The organism is Staphylococcus sp. McC-251-APC-3A2 (genome assembly GCF_009695665.1).
Lineage (GTDB): Bacteria > Bacillota > Bacilli > Staphylococcales > Staphylococcaceae > Staphylococcus > Staphylococcus cohnii.
This window is the reverse complement of record NZ_VUNO01000003.1, coordinates 48,187-66,549: the sequence shown is the minus strand read 5'-3', so window position 1 is coordinate 66,549 and position 18,363 is coordinate 48,187. Positions and strand designations below refer to the sequence as shown.

The 18,363-nt window shown below is 32.1% G+C and carries 15 protein-coding genes; 10 read left to right on the top strand and 5 right to left on the bottom strand.

The features are described from left to right. Nucleotides 1-30 precede the first annotated feature (30 nt). The 4 genes from FYJ81_RS07920 (at nt 31) to FYJ81_RS07905 (ending at nt 4,529) form a co-directional block, all read left to right on the top strand. Nucleotides 31-993: an ABC transporter ATP-binding protein gene (locus FYJ81_RS07920; protein ID WP_107384932.1), complete on the top strand. Its 963-nt coding sequence runs from the start codon at nt 31-33 to the stop codon at nt 991-993. Then, nucleotides 990-2,504, top strand: coding sequence for an ABC transporter permease/substrate-binding protein (locus FYJ81_RS07915; RefSeq protein ID WP_107384933.1), 1,515 nt, complete (start codon nt 990-992; stop codon nt 2,502-2,504). The genes FYJ81_RS07920 and FYJ81_RS07915 overlap by 4 nt, the downstream gene beginning before the upstream one ends. 190 nt (nt 2,505-2,694) lie before the next feature. Next, on the top strand, nt 2,695-3,750 hold the full coding sequence (gene hisC, locus FYJ81_RS07910; RefSeq protein ID WP_107384934.1) for a histidinol-phosphate transaminase: 1,056 nt from the start codon (nt 2,695-2,697) through the stop codon (nt 3,748-3,750). Between the two features lie 230 nt (nt 3,751-3,980). Continuing rightward, nucleotides 3,981-4,529, top strand: coding sequence for a 5' nucleotidase, NT5C type (locus tag FYJ81_RS07905; RefSeq protein ID WP_107505188.1), 549 nt, complete (start codon nt 3,981-3,983; stop codon nt 4,527-4,529). A 210-nt stretch (nt 4,530-4,739) separates the two neighbouring features. Here FYJ81_RS07905 and FYJ81_RS07900 read toward each other — a convergent pair whose 3' ends face one another. The 5 genes from FYJ81_RS07900 to FYJ81_RS07880 form a co-directional block, all read right to left on the bottom strand. After that, the gene (locus FYJ81_RS07900) at nt 4,740-5,681 is read right to left on the bottom strand and encodes a diacylglycerol/lipid kinase family protein (protein ID WP_107384936.1); all 942 of its coding nucleotides are present in this window, start codon (nt 5,679-5,681) and stop codon (nt 4,740-4,742) included. A gap of 216 nt (nt 5,682-5,897) precedes the next feature. Next, entirely contained in the window at nt 5,898-7,406 is a 1,509-nt protein-coding gene (locus tag FYJ81_RS07895) for a peptide MFS transporter (RefSeq protein WP_154409544.1), read from the bottom strand. A 261-nt stretch (nt 7,407-7,667) separates the two neighbouring features. Continuing rightward, nucleotides 7,668-9,182 carry a peptide MFS transporter gene (locus FYJ81_RS07890; protein WP_107505191.1) on the bottom strand — a complete coding sequence of 505 codons (1,515 nt, stop codon included), beginning with the start codon at nt 9,180-9,182 and terminating at the stop codon, nt 7,668-7,670. Nucleotides 9,183-9,361: 179 nt separating this feature from the next. Next, nucleotides 9,362-9,862 carry a preQ(1) synthase gene (gene queF / locus FYJ81_RS07885; RefSeq protein ID WP_019469521.1) on the bottom strand — a complete coding sequence of 167 codons (501 nt, stop codon included), beginning with the start codon at nt 9,860-9,862 and terminating at the stop codon, nt 9,362-9,364. 13 nt (nt 9,863-9,875) lie between these two features. Next, nucleotides 9,876-10,763 carry a DMT family transporter gene (locus FYJ81_RS07880; protein ID WP_107505192.1) on the bottom strand — a complete coding sequence of 296 codons (888 nt, stop codon included), beginning with the start codon at nt 10,761-10,763 and terminating at the stop codon, nt 9,876-9,878. A gap of 711 nt (nt 10,764-11,474) precedes the next feature. Here FYJ81_RS07880 and nrdI point away from each other — a divergent pair. The 6 genes from nrdI (at nt 11,475) to FYJ81_RS07850 (ending at nt 18,319) form a co-directional block, all read left to right on the top strand. Then, entirely contained in the window at nt 11,475-11,873 is a 399-nt protein-coding gene (gene nrdI / locus FYJ81_RS07875; RefSeq protein WP_154409542.1) for a class Ib ribonucleoside-diphosphate reductase assembly flavoprotein NrdI, read from the top strand. Next, the gene (gene nrdE, locus FYJ81_RS07870; RefSeq protein WP_107521312.1) at nt 11,836-13,941 is read left to right on the top strand and encodes a class 1b ribonucleoside-diphosphate reductase subunit alpha; all 2,106 of its coding nucleotides are present in this window, start codon (nt 11,836-11,838) and stop codon (nt 13,939-13,941) included. Before nrdI ends, nrdE begins: the two co-directional genes overlap by 38 nt. 236 nt (nt 13,942-14,177) lie before the next feature. Continuing rightward, a complete protein-coding gene (gene nrdF, locus FYJ81_RS07865; RefSeq protein ID WP_019469517.1) occupies nt 14,178-15,146 on the top strand; it encodes a class 1b ribonucleoside-diphosphate reductase subunit beta in 969 nt (322 codons plus the stop codon). Between the two features lie 458 nt (nt 15,147-15,604). Beyond that, nucleotides 15,605-16,573: an ABC transporter permease gene (locus tag FYJ81_RS07860; RefSeq protein WP_154409541.1), complete on the top strand. Its 969-nt coding sequence runs from the start codon at nt 15,605-15,607 to the stop codon at nt 16,571-16,573. Beyond that, nucleotides 16,563-17,522 (top strand): iron chelate uptake ABC transporter family permease subunit, encoded by a 960-nt coding sequence (locus FYJ81_RS07855; RefSeq protein WP_107385213.1) that lies wholly within the window; start codon nt 16,563-16,565, stop codon nt 17,520-17,522. Before FYJ81_RS07860 ends, FYJ81_RS07855 begins: the two co-directional genes overlap by 11 nt. After that, a complete protein-coding gene (locus FYJ81_RS07850) occupies nt 17,519-18,319 on the top strand; it encodes an iron ABC transporter ATP-binding protein (RefSeq protein WP_040030228.1) in 801 nt (266 codons plus the stop codon). Before FYJ81_RS07855 ends, FYJ81_RS07850 begins: the two co-directional genes overlap by 4 nt. Nucleotides 18,320-18,363 lie beyond the last annotated feature (44 nt).

The following is an 18,363-nucleotide window of genomic DNA, read 5'->3' as shown; positions in this document are numbered from 1 at the left end:
AAAGGCAATGAGAAGAGTGAGGGTGACAAATTGATAGAATTTAAAAATGTTATGAAACGTTATGGGGATAAGAAAGCTGTAGATGATCTTAGCTTTAATATAAAAGAAGGTGAATTTTTTGTTTTAATCGGACCTTCAGGTTGTGGTAAAACAACGACATTAAAAATGATTAATCGTTTAATTTCATTAACAGAGGGATTCATTTATTTTAAAGGGAAACCAATTAGTGACTATCCAGTATATGAAATGCGCTGGGATATTGGTTATGTTTTACAACAAATTGCATTATTTCCGCATTTAACGATAAAAGAGAATATTGCACAAGTGCCACAAATGAAAAAATGGAAAGAAGCAGATATTGATAAACGTATAGATGAGTTATTAAATATGGTTGGTTTAGAGCCAGAACTATTTAAAGATAGAAAACCAGATGAATTATCAGGTGGACAACAACAACGTGTTGGTGTGGTACGTGCATTAGCTGCAGATCCACCAGTTATTCTGATGGACGAACCTTTCAGTGCATTAGATCCAATTAGCAGAGAAAAGCTGCAGGATGATTTAATAGCATTACAGCAAAAAATTAAAAAAACAATCGTTTTTGTAACACATGATATACAAGAAGCGATGAAGCTAGCTGATAGAATTTGTCTATTAAACAAAGGACATGTAGAGCAAATAGATACACCTGACAATATGGTTAATCATCCTAAAAGTGATTTTGTAAGACAATTTGTTGGGGATAAATCACTGAAAATAGAAAAAGACGTAAAACTATCAGAACTTATCGGTGAATTAACGATTAATGAACAGGAAGCTACCAAAGGTTATCCTATTGTTAATAGTAACGCGTCTATTAAAAGCATTTATAGTGATTTAGCTAACCACGATGCAATCATTATTAATGATGATTCGACTGCTACACAGCATGTGCTTAAACGCGAAGATATGTTTAAATATCTATCGGAGCATACAGGGGGTAGTCAAAGATGAATGAATTAATAAATACACTTTCAGATCGGAAAGGACAATTGTTAACTACCATATTTGAACATATCCAAATATCGTTTATTGCATTGCTCATTGCTGCAGTAATTGGGGTACCGCTAGGCATTTTACTCACAAAGACACGCAAGGTTTCTGAGGTTGTGATGAATATCGCAGCCGTGTTACAGACAATTCCATCATTAGCTTTGCTTGGTTTGATGATACCGCTGTTTGGTATAGGTAAGGTACCAGCAGTGATCGCATTAGTAGTTTATGCATTGTTGCCGATATTAAGAAATACATACACAGGTATCAATGAGGTAGATAGCTCGTTAATTGAAGCAGCTAAGGGTATCGGTATGAAGCCAGGTCGAAGATTAACGAAAGTGGAATTGCCAATAGCCATGCCAGTAATTATGGCGGGTATTAGAACAGCAATGGTATTGATTATAGGTACTGCTACATTAGCAGCGTTAATTGGTGCAGGTGGTCTTGGTGATTTGATTCTTTTAGGTATAGATCGAAATGACACATCATTGATTATTATTGGTGCGATTCCTGCAGCTTTATTAGCAATTCTATTTGATTTAGTTTTACGTTATATGCAAAAACTATCCTATAAAAAATTGCTTATTTCTCTTGGTGCAATTATTATAATACTGTTATTAGTGATTATTGGACCAATGTTTGCTCAAAAAGGAGATAAAATTACATTAGCAGGTAAACTTGGGTCAGAACCATCTGTAATTACTAATATGTATAAAATTTTAATTGAAGAAGAAACAGATGATACAGTAGAAGTGAAAGATGGCATGGGGAAAACTTCATTCCTATTTAATGCCTTGAAATCTGACGATATAGATGGCTACCTTGAGTTTACGGGTACAGTACTTGGAGAGTTAACAAAAGAAGATTTGAAGTCTAAACAAGAAAATAAAGTATATCAACAAGCAAAATCAAGTTTAGAAGATAAGTACGATATGACTATGTTAAAGCCAATGCAATATAATAATACTTATTCATTAGCGGTGAAAAAAGATTTTGCGAAAAAGCATAATATTAAAACGATAGGTGACTTAAACAAAGTGAGCGATCAAATTAAACCAGGTTTCACATTAGAGTTTAATGATCGTGAGGATGGTTACCCAGCTGTTAAAAAAGCATATGATTTAGATTTCGGTGACGTGAAGACGATGGAGCCGAAATTAAGATATCAAGCAGTTGAAAGCGGAGATATTAATTTAATCGACGCATATTCAACAGATGCTGAATTAAAACAATATGATATGGTTGTATTAGAAGATGATAAAAAAGTATTCCCTCCATATCAAGGCGCTCCTATGTTTAAAACATCGTATTTAAAAGATCATCCTGAAATTAAAGCACCGCTTAATAAATTAGCAGGTAAGATTTCTGATGAAGATATGCAAGAAATGAATTATGAAGTTACAGTAAAAAAAGAAGATCCATATGAGGTAGCAAAAAACTATCTAGAGAAACATCATTTAATTGATTAATTCATAAGACAATACGAGTTTAACAATGCATTTTACTACGGACAAAAATGCATTAAGTTGAACTCGTATTTATATTTGATTAAATTCTAGCTTTAAAAATTTAAGTTACATTGATTTTCAATGGAAATAAGGTATATAATGGTTACTAAGTTTTGAAATTTCTGTAAATTTAAGGAGGCCCGAATCAACAATGAAAAAACAAATAGAGCAATTATCAGCATATCAACCAGGTTTATCACCAAGAGCACTAAAAGAACAATACGGGATTGAGGGTGAACTTTATAAATTAGCTTCTAATGAAAATTTATATGGACCGTCACCTAAAGTGAAAGACGCAATCACGCAGCATTTAGATGAATTGCAATTTTATCCTGAAACGGGTTCTCCGTTAATTAAAGAAGCGATAAGTAAACATTTGAATGTTGACCCAGCACGTATTTTATTTGGTGCAGGATTAGATGAAGTGATATTAATGATTTCACGTGCTGTTTTAACTAAAGGAGATAAAATTGTTACAAGTGAAATGACTTTTGGTCAGTATTATCATAATGCCATAGTTGAAGCGGCAGATGTTGTACAAGTCCCACTAAAAGATGGTGGATTTGATTTAGAAGGCATACTTTCTGAAGTTGATGACTACACTAAACTTGTATGGTTGTGTAACCCTAATAATCCTACCGGCACATACTTTACTCATGAAGACTTGCAACGATTCTTATCACGTGTACCTCAAGATATACCGGTAATTATAGATGAAGCTTATGTTGAATTCGCGACAGCTGAAGACTTTCCGAATTCATTAGCTTTACAAGAACAATTTCCAAATGCTTTCTTACTGAGAACATTTTCTAAAGCATATGGATTAGCCGGCATGCGTATTGGATATGTGATTGCTGCTCAAGAAGCGATTGAAAAATGGAATATTATACGACCACCATTTAATGTAGGTCGATTATCAGAACACGCTGCACTTGCTGCGTTAGAAGATCAAGATTATTTAGATTCTATTCGTGAAAAAAATGCACAAGAAAGAGCAAAATTCTTTGATTCAGTTAGTAGTCATAAATTAAATCCAAGCCAAACGAACTTTATTTTTGTGAATACGTCGCGACCTCACGAATTATATGAAGCATTGTTAAAACAGGGATGCATTACAAGAGAATTTCCGAATGGTGTCAGAATTACGATTGGTTTCCCTGAGCAAAATGATAAAATGATCGAAGTATTAAATAACTTTGATTTATAAAAAGTAGTATTTATAACGTTCAATAAATTAAAATGTATAAAGCTTAAACTATATAATGAAAATAATTAATTTATATAGTATATTATGATATGCTCATATACAATTTTGGTTTCATTGAACGTTTTTTGCTATACTAATAGTGATAAACAAGATCATGTTCTAAGATGGCCAATGTAATAATGCGTTATCATTGTTAATGAACAAGAACTTAAAAGGGAGTAGAGTACGAGATGACTAGAAAATCAATTGCTATTGATATGGATGAAGTACTTGCTGATACAGTAGGTGCATTGATTGAAGATGTGAATAAACGTACAGATTTAGGAATAACATATGATATGTTGGATGGTAAAAAATTACGTCATGCTATGCCTGAACATGATGGGTTATTGCATGAAATTTTACGCGAACCAGGTTTTTTCAAAAAATTAAAAGTGATGGCACATTCACAAGAAGTTGTGAAAAAACTAACTGAGTATTATGATGTCTATATTGCTACTGCTGCAATGGACGTTCCTACATCGTTTCATGATAAATATGCATGGTTAAGAGAGTATTTTCCGTTTTTAGACCCACAGCATTTTGTTTTTTGTGGTCGTAAAGATATCGTAAACGCGGACTATCTCATAGATGACAACCCTCGTCAGTTAGCTATATTTACTGGTAAACCAATTATGTATACAGCATCACATAATGTTAACGATGATCGTTTTACACGTGTGAATGATTGGTATGATGTTGAAAAATATTTCTTAGGTGATCGTGATTACGATATATAATATAAATGACATGAACGCGTTTTTGGTGTTTAAATATAAAATCTAATGATGTTTTACTTATAATGTGTGGACATTTGAATATGTTATGAGTGAAAGGTTAAGGGCTATCTATATTTCAAGTAAGTAAACACGTTCTAACACTATATCAAAAGGACTAATCCATATGTACGTGGATTAGTCCTTTTTTATTAATCATTATATATAGTGTGTTTATTCATATTCAGTGTCAGGTGTGTTTTCAGGTAACGTTAAAATTTGAATTGCTTTTGGTATAACTTCGATATGGATGGGTGTTTTTAATGCAATTTCGCCATCGATATCTACTTTCATTTCAGGTTTAGTCTCTATTTTGATATCTTTGGCTAATAAATGCTGAATACCGTTTGTCATGTGGTTCCAGTTCATACTATCTCTTTGTTTAAATATATCACTCAGTACACTTGAACTGTGTTCTTTGAAGATAAATAAATTCAGATAACCATCACTAGGTGAAAGGTCTGTTAAAGGTATACGACTGCCTCCTATAAATGACCCATTAGCAACAACAAGCATGGCAGTATTACCATCAATGACTTTACCATCAACGGTTAATTGATAATCAAAGTGCTCTGGATTAAGTAAAGTTTTAACAGTAGACCCTACGTAGCTCAATTTCCCAAAAATGTCTTTATTGCCATTTTGAACATTTTCTGCATTTTGAACAATGAGACCCAATCCAGCAAAGTTTAGTGCATACTGATCATTTATTTTCATAACATCATAAGATTGTAACTCTGATTGAATAAGTTGTTGACTGGCTATTTTATGACGTGGACTTAGGTTTAATGTTTTAACGAAATCATTAAACGTACCACCTGGAATAATACCAATAGGGATATTCAATTCATGTTGCATCATGCCATTGATTAATTCGTTGACAGTACCATCTCCACCAAGGAGAAAAATGATATCTACATCGTCACTGTAACTTTGATCTTTAATCTTCTGGCAAAATCTTATGATATCACCTTCATCTTCACTTAGTTGGATTGACAGATGTTTACAAAACGTAGTTAAAGAAGCTGCTACATCTCCCAGTCCTCGATATATATCTTTAATACCACTATATTCATGATAAAATAAGACACCGTGTTTGAATTTAGTATTTTCCAATTTTCTTCACCATATTCTTTTAAATTTTGTTGCTTATTCACTTTACCCATATTTCTATAGTTATAAATATATTTTGGCGGGCGAAACATATATTTCAATTCAAATGATTTCTTCATACTATTATACAAGGATAATTAGGTCGATGTTTACCTAAGCTTTAGCACATGGAAAAAGCCCACTAACTCAATAAATTGAGAAGAGGGCTTTTTGCATGCGCTATTTAATGCCACGCATACCTTTGATGATTTTTGGTACAAATGCTAAAACAATTAAACTAACTACAATTGCAATACTACCTAAAAATAGGAAGTAATTTTTGTATCCAAGAGGTTCGATTAGTTTCACTAATGTACCATTTATAGCCTGTGCACAGGCATTAGTTAACAGCCATAAACTCATCATCTGTGTGTTAAAAGCTTTTGGAGCAAGTTTAACTGCTGCACTGTTACCTGTAGGTGATAAACAAAGTTCACCGATTACACAAATGATATAAGATAAAATAATCCAGTTGACACTAATATCGGTACCGCCAGCTGAATGACCGATAGAACCAATCATTATGTAAGAAGCACCTGCTAATATAGCGCCTAGAACAAATTTTGTGGCTATACTTGGTTGGCGTCGAGCCATTTTTGCCCAAATCAATGAAATCACTGGTGCTAGTAATACAATAAATAATGGATTAATCGACTGGAAGAGCGTAGGACCAAAATCTGCTTTCCATCCAAATATATTTAATTTCATATCACTGCTTTCAAACGCAAAGAGGTTAAGTACGTTGGCACCCTGTTCTTGAATAGACCAGAATATTACACCGAGTATAAATAGTGGTATAAACGCTATTACTCTTGAGCGTTCATCATCTGTGATTTCTTTACTTCGAATCATAATTGTGAAATATATGATAGGTAATGCCACACCTAGTATGAGTACCGTTGTACTAACTAAGTTAAATGATAATGTACCTGTTAAGCCGGTAATTAATAATACCGCTGCAATGATTACGATGATTGCAGCAAATAAAATGCTATATTTCTTTTTCTCGCTTTTATTTAATGGGTTTGTTGGTTTTGAACCAATTTGCCCTAAATTTCTTTTATTGAAAAATATATACCATACGAGTCCAAGTGCCATACCAATCGCAGCGATTAAGAAACCACCGTGGAAGTTACCTGTATGTACAAAGCGATCTAAAATAATTGGTGAAATTAATCCACCTAAGTTAACAGACATATAGAATATAACAAAACCAGCATCTATACGTGTATCTCTATCAGGGTATAATCTACCGACAATATTTGAAATGCTTGGCTTCATTAAACCAGAACCCACAATAATAAAGAACATAGAAATAAATAGTCCTATAATATCTAAAGGTAAACTTAAGAAAATATGTCCAATAATGATCAACACGCCACCGTAAAATGTTGCTGCGCGCGTCCCTGTAATTCTATCGGAAATCCATCCACCCAGTACAGATGTCATGTATATCAGTGCACCGTATACTGCCATAATAGACTGTGCAGTGCCTTTATCCATACCTAGTCCGCCATCTTTGATAGCGAAATACATGTAGAAAATCAGCAAGGCACGCATACCGTAGTAGCTGAACCTCTCCCAAAATTCAACAAAGAATAATACGCCTAGCCCCTTAGGATGTCCAAAAAATCCTTTTTGTGGAATAGATTGAACTGCTTGTTCATGGGCTTTATCTTGATTTTGCATAAAAACATTCCCCGTCCTTTCATACTCCCTATAAGAATGTATAAAAATGATTTTACGCTTAATTAAATTAAATTTCAATAATATTCTCAAAACAACAATATTCAAAATATTCTGATTTATTATCACTGTATATAAACATAAATTTTTATTTAGTTATATTTAAATTGTTGGCAGTGTATTTTTACAAAAAAATAAACAATATAGAAATCTTTAAAATCAGATCTCTATATTGCTTATTAAAAAATATTATCGTTTAAGTGATTAATATATACCTTTCATTGCACGTTTTACTTTTGGTGAAATAATCAATAATATAACTCCGATAACAACTGCAACTAATCCTGAATACATAAAGTAATCACTTTGATCCATTTTTGTGTATACAACAACGAGTTGAGCGTTAAGACCCTGTGCTGTTGCGTTACTTAACATCCACAAGCTCATCATACGCGCCGTGAATGTGACTGGTGCTAGTTTTGTAGTAGTTGATAAACCGACTGGAGATATACAAAGTTCACCGATAGTAATTAATAAGAAACTGAGTACAAGCCATAATGGGTTTATTAAGTCATTGCCTGTAGCCAATGGAATAATCATGACTAGATAGGAGAACCCAGCGATAATAGCACCATAAGCAAATTTATGCACCGTAGGCGGATTCTTTTTACCTAATTTAACCCATAGCGTTGCAAAGACTGGCGCTAAGAGAATGATAAACAATGGATTTAAAGATTGTGCCCATGAGGCAGGAATTGAAAAATCAATTAATCCGTTCGTTAATACAGACATTTCTAGTTGTGTCTTTTTATCTGCAAATGTTGCGAGAATCGTTGACCCTTGTTCTTGTATCATCCAAAAAGCAACAGATGTAATATACAAGGGTATGTAACTATATACACGTGAACGTTCATCTTTCGTAACGTCTTTATGTAAAATCATATTAATAAACAAGTAGATTGGTAATACGATACCTAAAATGGTAATTAAAAAGCTGAAGTTTTCTAAGCTTAAGGCATTATTTAAATGTAGAATTAATAAATATGCTAAAAATAATACAATAATACCTGAACTAAATAACACGAACTTTTTGATTTCTGGTTTAGTTAAAGGATTCGGCACGTTACGACCAGCCAAACCTAAATTCACCTTACGTTTTAGTGCATATACTACTAAGCCACAGAACATGCCGATAGCAGCTACTAAGAAACCTGCATGGAAACTTACTCTAGTTTGTAAATAACCTGTAAGTAATGGCGCAAACAAACTACCAAAATTAATCCCCATATAGAATAAAGTAAATGCAGCGTCTCGTCTTACATCATTACGATCATACAGTTCACCAACAGTTGATGAAATGTTTGGTTTTAATAGACCAGTACCTGCAATGATGACTGCGAGCGCAACCATTACTAATGTTAAATTATTAGGTAAGGACAATAAAATATGCCCAATCATGATCAGGAATCCACCGTAGAAGACAGCGCTTTGTGTCCCGGTTATCCGATCTGCAATCCATGCCCCAATAACACCTGACATATAAATTAAAGTTCCGTAAATTGCGACAATTTGCATTGCCACGGCTTGGCTTAAACCAAAACCACCCTCAGCCACACTATAATAAAGATAAAATATTAGTATCGCTTTCATACCATAATAACTGAATCTCTCCCAAAATTCAGTGAAAAACAGTGTTCCTAGTCCTTTTGGATGTCCGAAGAACCCCTTTCTCGGAGTACTTTTCATAATTTCCTCGTGCGTGTAACTTATCTGTTTCATAATTTCCCTCCCCTAAATGGTTGGATTTATTTTATAATGTTTTCACATAAATAACAAGTGTATATATCAATAGTACAAAATTATATAAGTAAGCGTTTTAATATCTAAATGAAATAAATAAAAAAATAATCCACACGAATTATTTTTAGTTCGTGTGGATTATTCATAGTAGGAATGAATTAACGATTATCTATTTTTTCTGGATAGAGGTCATGATTCATTAAACGATGTTCTGCCATTTTTTCATATTTACTGTCAGGGCGGCCATAATTTGTATAAGGGTCTATAGATATACCACCACGAGGCGTGAATTTGCCCCAAACTTCTATATAATGTGGATCCATTAAGTCGATGAGATCATTCATAATAATATTCATACAGTCCTCATGAAAGTCACCATGATTTCTAAAGCTAAATAAATATAGTTTTAATGATTTAGATTCGACCATTTTAATATTTGGGATATAAGAAATATAAATTGTAGCAAAATCAGGTTGACCTGTAATAGGGCATAAAGATGTGAACTCAGGGCAATTAAATTTAACAAAATAATCACGGCCTGGATGTTTATTATCAAATGATTCTAATACATCTGGTCGATAATCAAAATCATACTTATTGTTTTGGTTTCCTAGTAAAGTAATGTCATTTAAATCTTCTTGTTTACGTCCTTCAGACATTGTAATTGCTCCTTTAATATTTAGATTTTTGTTCCTTTTTCTGAATTGTTAGCGGTTGGCGTCTGGCTTTTTCAAACATATAATAACTTGCACCAATGATAATGATGTAACCTAAAATGGCATAGAAATCTGGTGATTCGCCAAATAAAATAAAACCAAATAACGCAGTGAAAATAATAGATGCGTACGTAAATATTGAAATATCTTTAGCTGGTGCAAAACTATATGCTAAAGTAATACCTATTTGACCAGCAGCTGCAGCTAAGCCAGCACCGATTAAATAAACAACTTGCATGACAGACATTGGTTCGAATGTAAAAATCGTAAATGGAATGAGAACTATTATAGAAAAGAAAGAAAAATAAAAAACAATCGTATAAGGTGCTTCTCTACTACTTAATGCTCTAACACAAGTGTAGGCACTTGCCGCGAAGATACCTGATAACAATCCACCAATCGCTGGTATCATTGATGAGGAAAACTCAGGTTTTACAACGAACAACATACCAAAAATGGCTACAATCATAGCGACAAATTGATAGTTGCGTACTCTTTCATTTAAGAAAATTAAACTAAGTAGTATCGTCCAAAATGGATTCAATTTCATTAATGTGTCTGCATCACTGAGTATCATATGGTCGATGGCATATATATTTAATAATACGCCAATCAAACCAAGTGCAGAACGAGATATTAATAAAGGCTGACTACTTAATTTACCAAAAAGTGGTTGCTTATATTTAAATATAAAATACAAAGGTATAAACATTGCCACTAGGTTTCTTGCCAATGATTTTTGAAAGACAGGGAGATCTCCAGCTAATCTAAAAAAAACAGACATAAAGCTAAAGCCAACTGCAGAAATTAGAATAGCAATAATACCTTTTATTTTTGGATTCACATACATCGCCTCAATTTTAAAATTTTAACGTATCTATATTAGCATAGTTAATTAGAAAATGTATATATGCTTGAAATTAAAGTGGAAATATATTAAGATAATATACGAACAAACGTTCTATTCAGGAGCATATAATTGAGAAAATTTAAAAGTAATTTAGAATAGTAATTAGTTCGAAAATATAATATATGAAGCGCAATATATATGAGGGTAGATTAAGTAATGCAGGTATATCAAGGCTTAAGAGAAAATTAAAAAAAGCAAGCATTGAGACTCTAAAAGTGACAAAAATATTTTTTAAATTTTTAAAATTGATTTTAAAGTTGAATTGGTGCCATTTTCATACTGTTTTCATCGTTTTGTCATAAATTAAAGACTTTTAATAAGGCGATGAGTTATGTATAATGAAACACATAATATAGTATTTCTGGCCAGGACAAAACACAATATATTGTGTTTTGATACGTGGTCAATTTATTTATAATAAATCAAATTTTAAGTAAAATCACACAGTTTTAGGCTTTGAATAATGACAAATAAGGCATTAATACTTAAATGTTGAGTTTTTACATACCTACTTATAGATTTACAAGTTACTATATATAGTGGTTACTTCAATCATTTAAAACACATTCAAATAATAACACCTCGAAAGCCTTACATTTTTTGATTTTCCAACTTACGTATATCTATTAGAAAGAAGGTGATCCAATGAAAGTGGTATATTTTTCGTTTTCCGGCAATGTGCGCAGATTTATAAAAAAAACCGAACTGACAAATGTTATGGAAATCACGCAAAATAATTGTTCAGAGAGAATAGAGGAGCCATTCGTTTTGGTCACTGGAACAATAGGATTTGGTGAGGTACCCCAACCAGTTCAAGCGTTTTTAGATGTGAATGATGATTTGTTAAAAGCTGTTGCAGCGAGCGGAAATCGTAACTGGGGACAAAATTTCGCAAAAGCTGGACGATCAATTTCGGAACGATATCAAGTTCCACTATTATTGAAGTTTGAAGTACAGGGCACTGCAGACGATATAAATGAATTTAAAGATAAGGTGGGAAATTTCAATGAAGATTATGGACGAGAAAAAATACAATCATATTGAATTAAATAATGAGGTTACAAAACGAAAAGATAATGGTTTCTTTAATTTGGAAAAGGACCAAGAAGCGCTAGCAGTTTATTTAGAAGAGATTCAAGATAAGACAATCTATTTTGATACTGAAATTGAACGTTTACGCTATCTTGTAGATAACGATTTTTATTTTGATGTTTTTGAAAAATATTCAGAAGCGGATTTACAAGAAATTACAGATTATGCCAAAAGTATAGACTTTCGTTTTGCCAGTTATATGTCAGCTAGTAAATTCTTTAAAGATTATGCGCTAAAGACAAATGATAAAACACAATTCTTAGAAGATTATAAGCAACATGTTGTGATTGTTGCACTTTATTTAGCAAATGGTCATAAACCGACAGCTAGACAACTTATTTCAGCTATGATTGAACAACGTTACCAACCAGCAACGCCAACATTTTTAAATGCAGGACGTGCGCGTCGTGGTGAGCTCGTGTCATGTTTCTTATTAGAAGTAGACGACAGTTTGAATTCAATCAATTTTATAGATTCTACTGCAAAACAGTTAAGTAAAATTGGTGGCGGTGTTGCTATTAACCTATCTAAATTGCGTGCAAGAGGAGAAGCGATTAAAGGCATTAAAGGTGTAGCAAAAGGCGTATTACCTGTTGCTAAATCTCTTGAAGGCGGATTTAGCTATGCAGACCAATTAGGACAACGTCCTGGTGCTGGTGCGGTGTACTTAAATATTTTCCATTACGATGTAGAAGAATTTTTAGATACAAAGAAAGTTAACGCAGATGAAGATTTACGTTTATCTACCATTTCTACTGGATTAATTGTACCTTCAAAATTCTTTGAATTGGCGAAAGAGGGTAAAGACTTTTATATGTTCGCACCACATACAGTTTATAATGAATATGGTGTAACGTTAGATGATATTAATTTAGATGAATACTATGAAAGTTTAGTAGCCAATCCAAATGTTGATAAAAAGAAAAAAGACGCTCGTGAAATGCTAAATATGATTGCTCAAACACAACTACAATCTGGTTATCCTTATCTAATGTTTAAAGATAATGCGAATAAAGTACATCCTAACTCTAATATTGGTCAAATTAAAATGAGTAACTTATGTACAGAAATCTTCCAATTACAAGAAACGTCTATTATTAATGACTACGGTACAGAAGACGAAATCAAGCGCGATATATCTTGTAACTTAGGATCTTTAAATATTGTTAATGTTATGGAATCAGGAAAATTCAAAGATTCAGTGCATACAGGTATGGATGCATTGACAGTGGTTAGTGATGAAGCAAATATTCAAAATGCCCCAGGTGTTAGAAAAGCTAATAGTGAGTTACATTCAGTTGGATTAGGCGTTATGAATTTACATGGTTATCTTGCTAAAAATAAAATTGGTTATGAATCTGAAGAAGCAAAAGATTTTGCTAACATATTCTTCATGATGATGAACTACTATTCAATTGAAAGATCCATGGAAATTGCAAAAGATAGACAAGAAACATTTAAAGACTTTGATAAGTCAGATTATGCCAATGGTAAATATTTTGAGTTTTACACTTCGCAAACATTTGCACCAAAATATGAAAAAGTACGTAAATTATTTGAAGGCTTAGAAATTCCTACACCTGAAGATTGGAAAGCATTACAAAAAGAAGTTGAAACTCACGGTTTATTCCATGCATATCGTTTAGCGATCGCACCAACACAAAGTATTTCTTATGTACAAAATGCGACAAGTTCAGTTATGCCGATAGTTGATCAAATTGAACGTCGTACTTATGGTAATGCAGAAACATTTTACCCAATGCCTTTCTTATCACCTGAAACAATGTGGTACTACAAATCTGCATTTAATACTGATCAAATGAAATTAATTGATTTAATAGCTACGATTCAAACACATGTGGACCAAGGTATTTCTACAATTCTTTATGTAAATTCAGAGATATCAACACGTGAATTATCTAGATTATATGTTTATGCACATCATAAAGGATTGAAATCTTTATATTACACTAGAAATAAATTATTAAGTGTTGAAGAATGTACAAGCTGTGCAATATAAAACGAAACTTTTTAATTAATGAAAAAGATATATGAATCTTGAAATAACGCATATGTTTTAAATGCAAAAAGGTGAGGCATTAAGTGAATGTCATTTAAATCAAAGTGTATCGACATTATAGAAATATAGTCACTTATGCAAAGGGATAGAAAATCTAAAAATATATTTAGATTTCTGTCCCACTTTCTGTGTTTTATAAATTAAACAAATATTTACTAGATAGGGGAATTATCTAAATGAAAGCAGTCAATTGGAATACTCAAGAAGATATGACAAATATGTTTTGGCGACAAAATATTTCGCAAATGTGGGTAGAAACTGAATTTAAAGTTTCAAAAGATATTGCAAGTTGGAAAACATTATCTGATGAAGAAAAAAATGCATTTAAAAAGGCATTGGCAGGTTTAACTGGTTTGGATACACACCAAGCAGATGATGGTATGCCATTAATTATGTTACATACAACAGATTTACGTAAAAAAGCGGTATATTCCTTTATGGCGATGATGGAACAAATTCATGCTAAAAGTTATTCTCACATCTTTACAACATTATTACCATCTAGCGAAACAAACTATTTATTAGATAAATGGGTCCTAGAAGAACCACATTTGAAATTTAAATCGGATAAAATTGTAAATAATTATCATAAATTATGGGGTAAAGAAGCATCTATTTATGATCAATATATTGCACGTGTATCAAGTGTTTTTCTAGAAACATTTTTATTCTATTCTGGTTTCTATTATCCTTTATATTTAGCTGGACAAGGTAAAATGACGACTTCAGGAGAAATTATTCGTAAAATTTTATTAGATGAATCTATTCATGGTGTATTTACTGGTATGGACGCACAAAGTTTACGCAATGAATTGTCTGAAAGTGAAAAACAGCAAGCAGACCAAGAAATGTATAAATTATTAGATGAACTATATAAAAACGAAGTTTCTTATACACAATCTTTATATGATGATATCGGTTTAACTGAAGATGTGCTTAACTATGTAAGATATAATGGTAACAAAGCACTATCAAACCTTGGATTTGATCCGTACTTTGAAGAAAGAGAATTTAATCCAATCATCGAAAATGCATTAGACACATCTACAAAAAACCATGATTTCTTCTCTGTTAAAGGCGATGGTTATACTTTAGCGCTAAATGTTGAAGCATTACAAGATGAAGATTTTATTTTTGAAGACTAAATTACAACTGTTTAACTATCATAATGTAAAAGTTGTTGATAGCAGATGTATGAAATATAAGTAAATTTTAAGCACCAACAAACGTCAATTTCTATTGGAATTATATAGAGATTGACGTTTTTTATTTATTAAAGTTTTGTTCGTTGCACTAATATTTTACACATTTTGTGCCAATACAATTAATTTAAGCACGTGCTTAAATTTATTTAGTATTTGCATTAGTTAGCCAACTGAAATGTCAAAAATTTTTATAAATACATAAATTCAAAAGAATACATTTGACTAAAAGGTTTTGTTTTTATTTTGAAAATTTTGACATAAATAGAGAATTGTTTTGATAATCTCTGTTATAGCTATTGAATTTACATGCAAAGATGATAAAATTTAACTTATAGGCATTGATAATGATTATCACATTCAATAAAACATGACGTTTATGAAAGGATTAATTACTCACTATGAAATTTTTACTCAATGGTGTTGTCTTAGCTATTATTTTATTCTTTTTAACTATCCTTTCTTTATTTATAGGCGTTAGCAAAGTATCAATTACTGATATTTTTCATTTAACGCATGAACAATTAAATATCATCGTGTCTAGTAGGATACCCAGAACAATAAGTATATTAATATCTGGAAGTACTTTAGCACTTTCTGGACTAATTATGCAGCAGATGATGCAAAATAAATTTGTGAGCCCAACGACAGCAGGGACTATGGAATGGGCAAAGTTAGGTATTTTAATATCAGTGATATTTTTTCCGCAAGAAAACATTATTATTAAATTAATATTTGCGGTGATATTAAGTATTGGTGGCACATTTTTATTTGTTAAATTAGTTCAATACATACGATTCACTGATGTTATTTTTATTCCGCTTTTAGGTATTATGCTTGGTGGTATTGTGTCTAGCTTAGCAACTTTTCTTGCTCTAAGAACCAATACTGTACAAAGTGTAGGCAACTGGCTCAATGGAAACTTTGCCATCATTACGAGCGGTAGATATGAAATATTATACTTAAGCATTCCTTTATTGATACTTACATATATATTTGCCAATCATTTCACGATTGCAGGGATGGGGAAAGATTTTAGTAATAACTTAGGCGTCAACTATGAAAAAATAATAAATATTGGTTTATTTATAACTGCAACTATAACAGCACTTGTAGTTGTTACAGTAGGAACGCTGCCATTTTTAGGTCTAATTGTTCCGAATATTGTGTCAATATTCAGAGGTGACCACTTAAAGCAAGCATTACCTCACACAGCAATGTTAGGGGCGGTATTTGTTATGTTTTCTGACATAATTGGTAGGATTATTGTCTATCCATATGAAATAAATATTGGTTTAACAATTGGTGTCTTTGGCACGATTATTTTCTTGATCTTATTGATGAAAGGAAGACACAATTATGCAAATTAGTGCTAAATCAAAGTTAATGATATTAATTGCTGTCACTTTAATTGCTGCTTTAATATATCTTTTCATCGGTATTGATTTTGAAATTTTTAGATACCAGTTTATCAGTCGTTTTCGAAAGCTTGTGCTCATGATATTGGTAGGTGGAGCAATTGCAGCTTCAGTAGTCATCTTTCAAGCAATTACAACGAATCGTTTATTGACTCCATCAATTATGGGACTTGATGCTGTATATATGTTTGTGAAAGTATTGCTAGTATTTGTGTTTGGCGTACAGTCTGCATTTGTAACTAATATATATTTAAGTTTTGCTACTTCGCTGTTGGTTATGATTGTATTTTCATTATTATTATTTCAAGGTATCTTTAGAATTGGCGATGTGTCGATATATTTAATTTTACTCATTGGTGTTATATTAGGTACTTTCTTTAGAAGTATAACTGGATTTTTAGAACTGATTATTAATCCTGAAGATTTTTTAGCAGTTCAGAGTTCAATGTTTGCCAATTTTGATGCTTCCAATAGTAAATTGGTAATGTTGTGCGGCATTATATTAATTATTTTAATCATTATTACAGTGATTGCGATACCATATTTAGATGTGCTTTTATTAGGAAAAGACCAAGCAATTAATTTAGGTTTGTCCTATAAAATGATTACAAGATTATTGCTCATACTTGTTGCGATATTAGTATCTGTCTCTACTTCATTGGTAGGTCCGATTACATTTTTAGGATTGTTAACAGTTAATCTAGCGCATGAATTGATGAAAACCTATGAACATAAATATATATTACCCGCAACAATCTGTTTAAGTTGGTTGAGTTTATTTATTGCACAAGGTGTAGTAGAAAATTTATTTGAAGCGACGACGCAAGTAAGTATCATTATTGACTTAGTAGGTGGAACGTACTTTATCTATCTATTAATTAAAAGGAGACATGCGAATTGATACGTGTTCAAGGATTAAATAAAACCATTCAAGATAAAACGATTTTAAATGACATTAATGTAGATATAAGTAAAGGGCGTTTAACTTCAATGATAGGACCAAATGGTGCAGGTAAGAGTACTTTACTTTCAGCAATTACACGACTGATCGATTTTGATAAAGGGACAATTGAGATTGAAGGGAAAGCTATTTCTGAATTTAAGAGTAATGAATTGTCTAAAAAATTATCAATTTTGAAACAGGCTAATCATACTGAGTTAAATATTACTGTTGAGCAACTCGTAAATTTTGGAAGATTCCCATATTCAAAAGGCCGTTTAAATGAAGCAGATCGGGCGCAGGTTGAGTATGCACTTGAGTTATTGAATCTTAAAGAAATAAGACATCGTTACCTAAAAACACTATCAGGTGGCCAACGACAACGTGCATATGTAGCTATGACGATAGCGCAGGACACAGAGTATATATTGCTGGATGAGCCATTAAATAATTTAGATATGAAACATTCAGTTCAAATTATGAAAACGTTACGTCAACTCGCAAAATCACTCAATAAAACAATTGTTGTTGTGATTCATGATATTAATTTTGCTTCGTGTTATTCGGATGACATCATTGCATTGAAAGATGGAGAAATGGTCAAAGCCAGTACTAAAGATGAAGTTATACAAGAAAATACGCTTAAAACATTGTACGATATGGACGTTAAAATTGAAGAAATTCGCGGACAACGCATTTGTGTATATTTTGATGAAGAAACAGCAGATTATGAATTATCTATATTACAATCCGTTTAAAATGGAATGATTTATATTGAAGGGAGTGATGCAGCTGCAACGTT

Excerpts from the sequence above, each read along its gene's own strand:
- FYJ81_RS07915 (WP_107384933.1), top strand. The coding sequence starts at position 990 with ATGAATGAATTAATAAATACACTTTCAGATCGGAAAGGACAATTGTTA.
- hisC (WP_107384934.1), top strand. The coding sequence starts at position 2,695 with ATGAAAAAACAAATAGAGCAATTATCAGCATATCAACCAGGTTTATCA.
- FYJ81_RS07905 (WP_107505188.1), top strand. The coding sequence starts at position 3,981 with ATGACTAGAAAATCAATTGCTATTGATATGGATGAAGTACTTGCTGAT.
- FYJ81_RS07895 (WP_154409544.1), bottom strand. The coding sequence starts at position 7,406 with ATGCAAAATCAAGATAAAGCCCATGAACAAGCAGTTCAATCTATTCCA.
- FYJ81_RS07890 (WP_107505191.1), bottom strand. The coding sequence starts at position 9,182 with ATGAAACAGATAAGTTACACGCACGAGGAAATTATGAAAAGTACTCCG.
- queF (WP_019469521.1), bottom strand. The coding sequence starts at position 9,862 with ATGTCTGAAGGACGTAAACAAGAAGATTTAAATGACATTACTTTACTA.
- nrdI (WP_154409542.1), top strand. The coding sequence starts at position 11,475 with ATGAAAGTGGTATATTTTTCGTTTTCCGGCAATGTGCGCAGATTTATA.
- nrdE (WP_107521312.1), top strand. The coding sequence starts at position 11,836 with ATGAAGATTATGGACGAGAAAAAATACAATCATATTGAATTAAATAAT.
- nrdF (WP_019469517.1), top strand. The coding sequence starts at position 14,178 with ATGAAAGCAGTCAATTGGAATACTCAAGAAGATATGACAAATATGTTT.
- FYJ81_RS07860 (WP_154409541.1), top strand. The coding sequence starts at position 15,605 with ATGAAATTTTTACTCAATGGTGTTGTCTTAGCTATTATTTTATTCTTT.
- FYJ81_RS07855 (WP_107385213.1), top strand. The coding sequence starts at position 16,563 with ATGCAAATTAGTGCTAAATCAAAGTTAATGATATTAATTGCTGTCACT.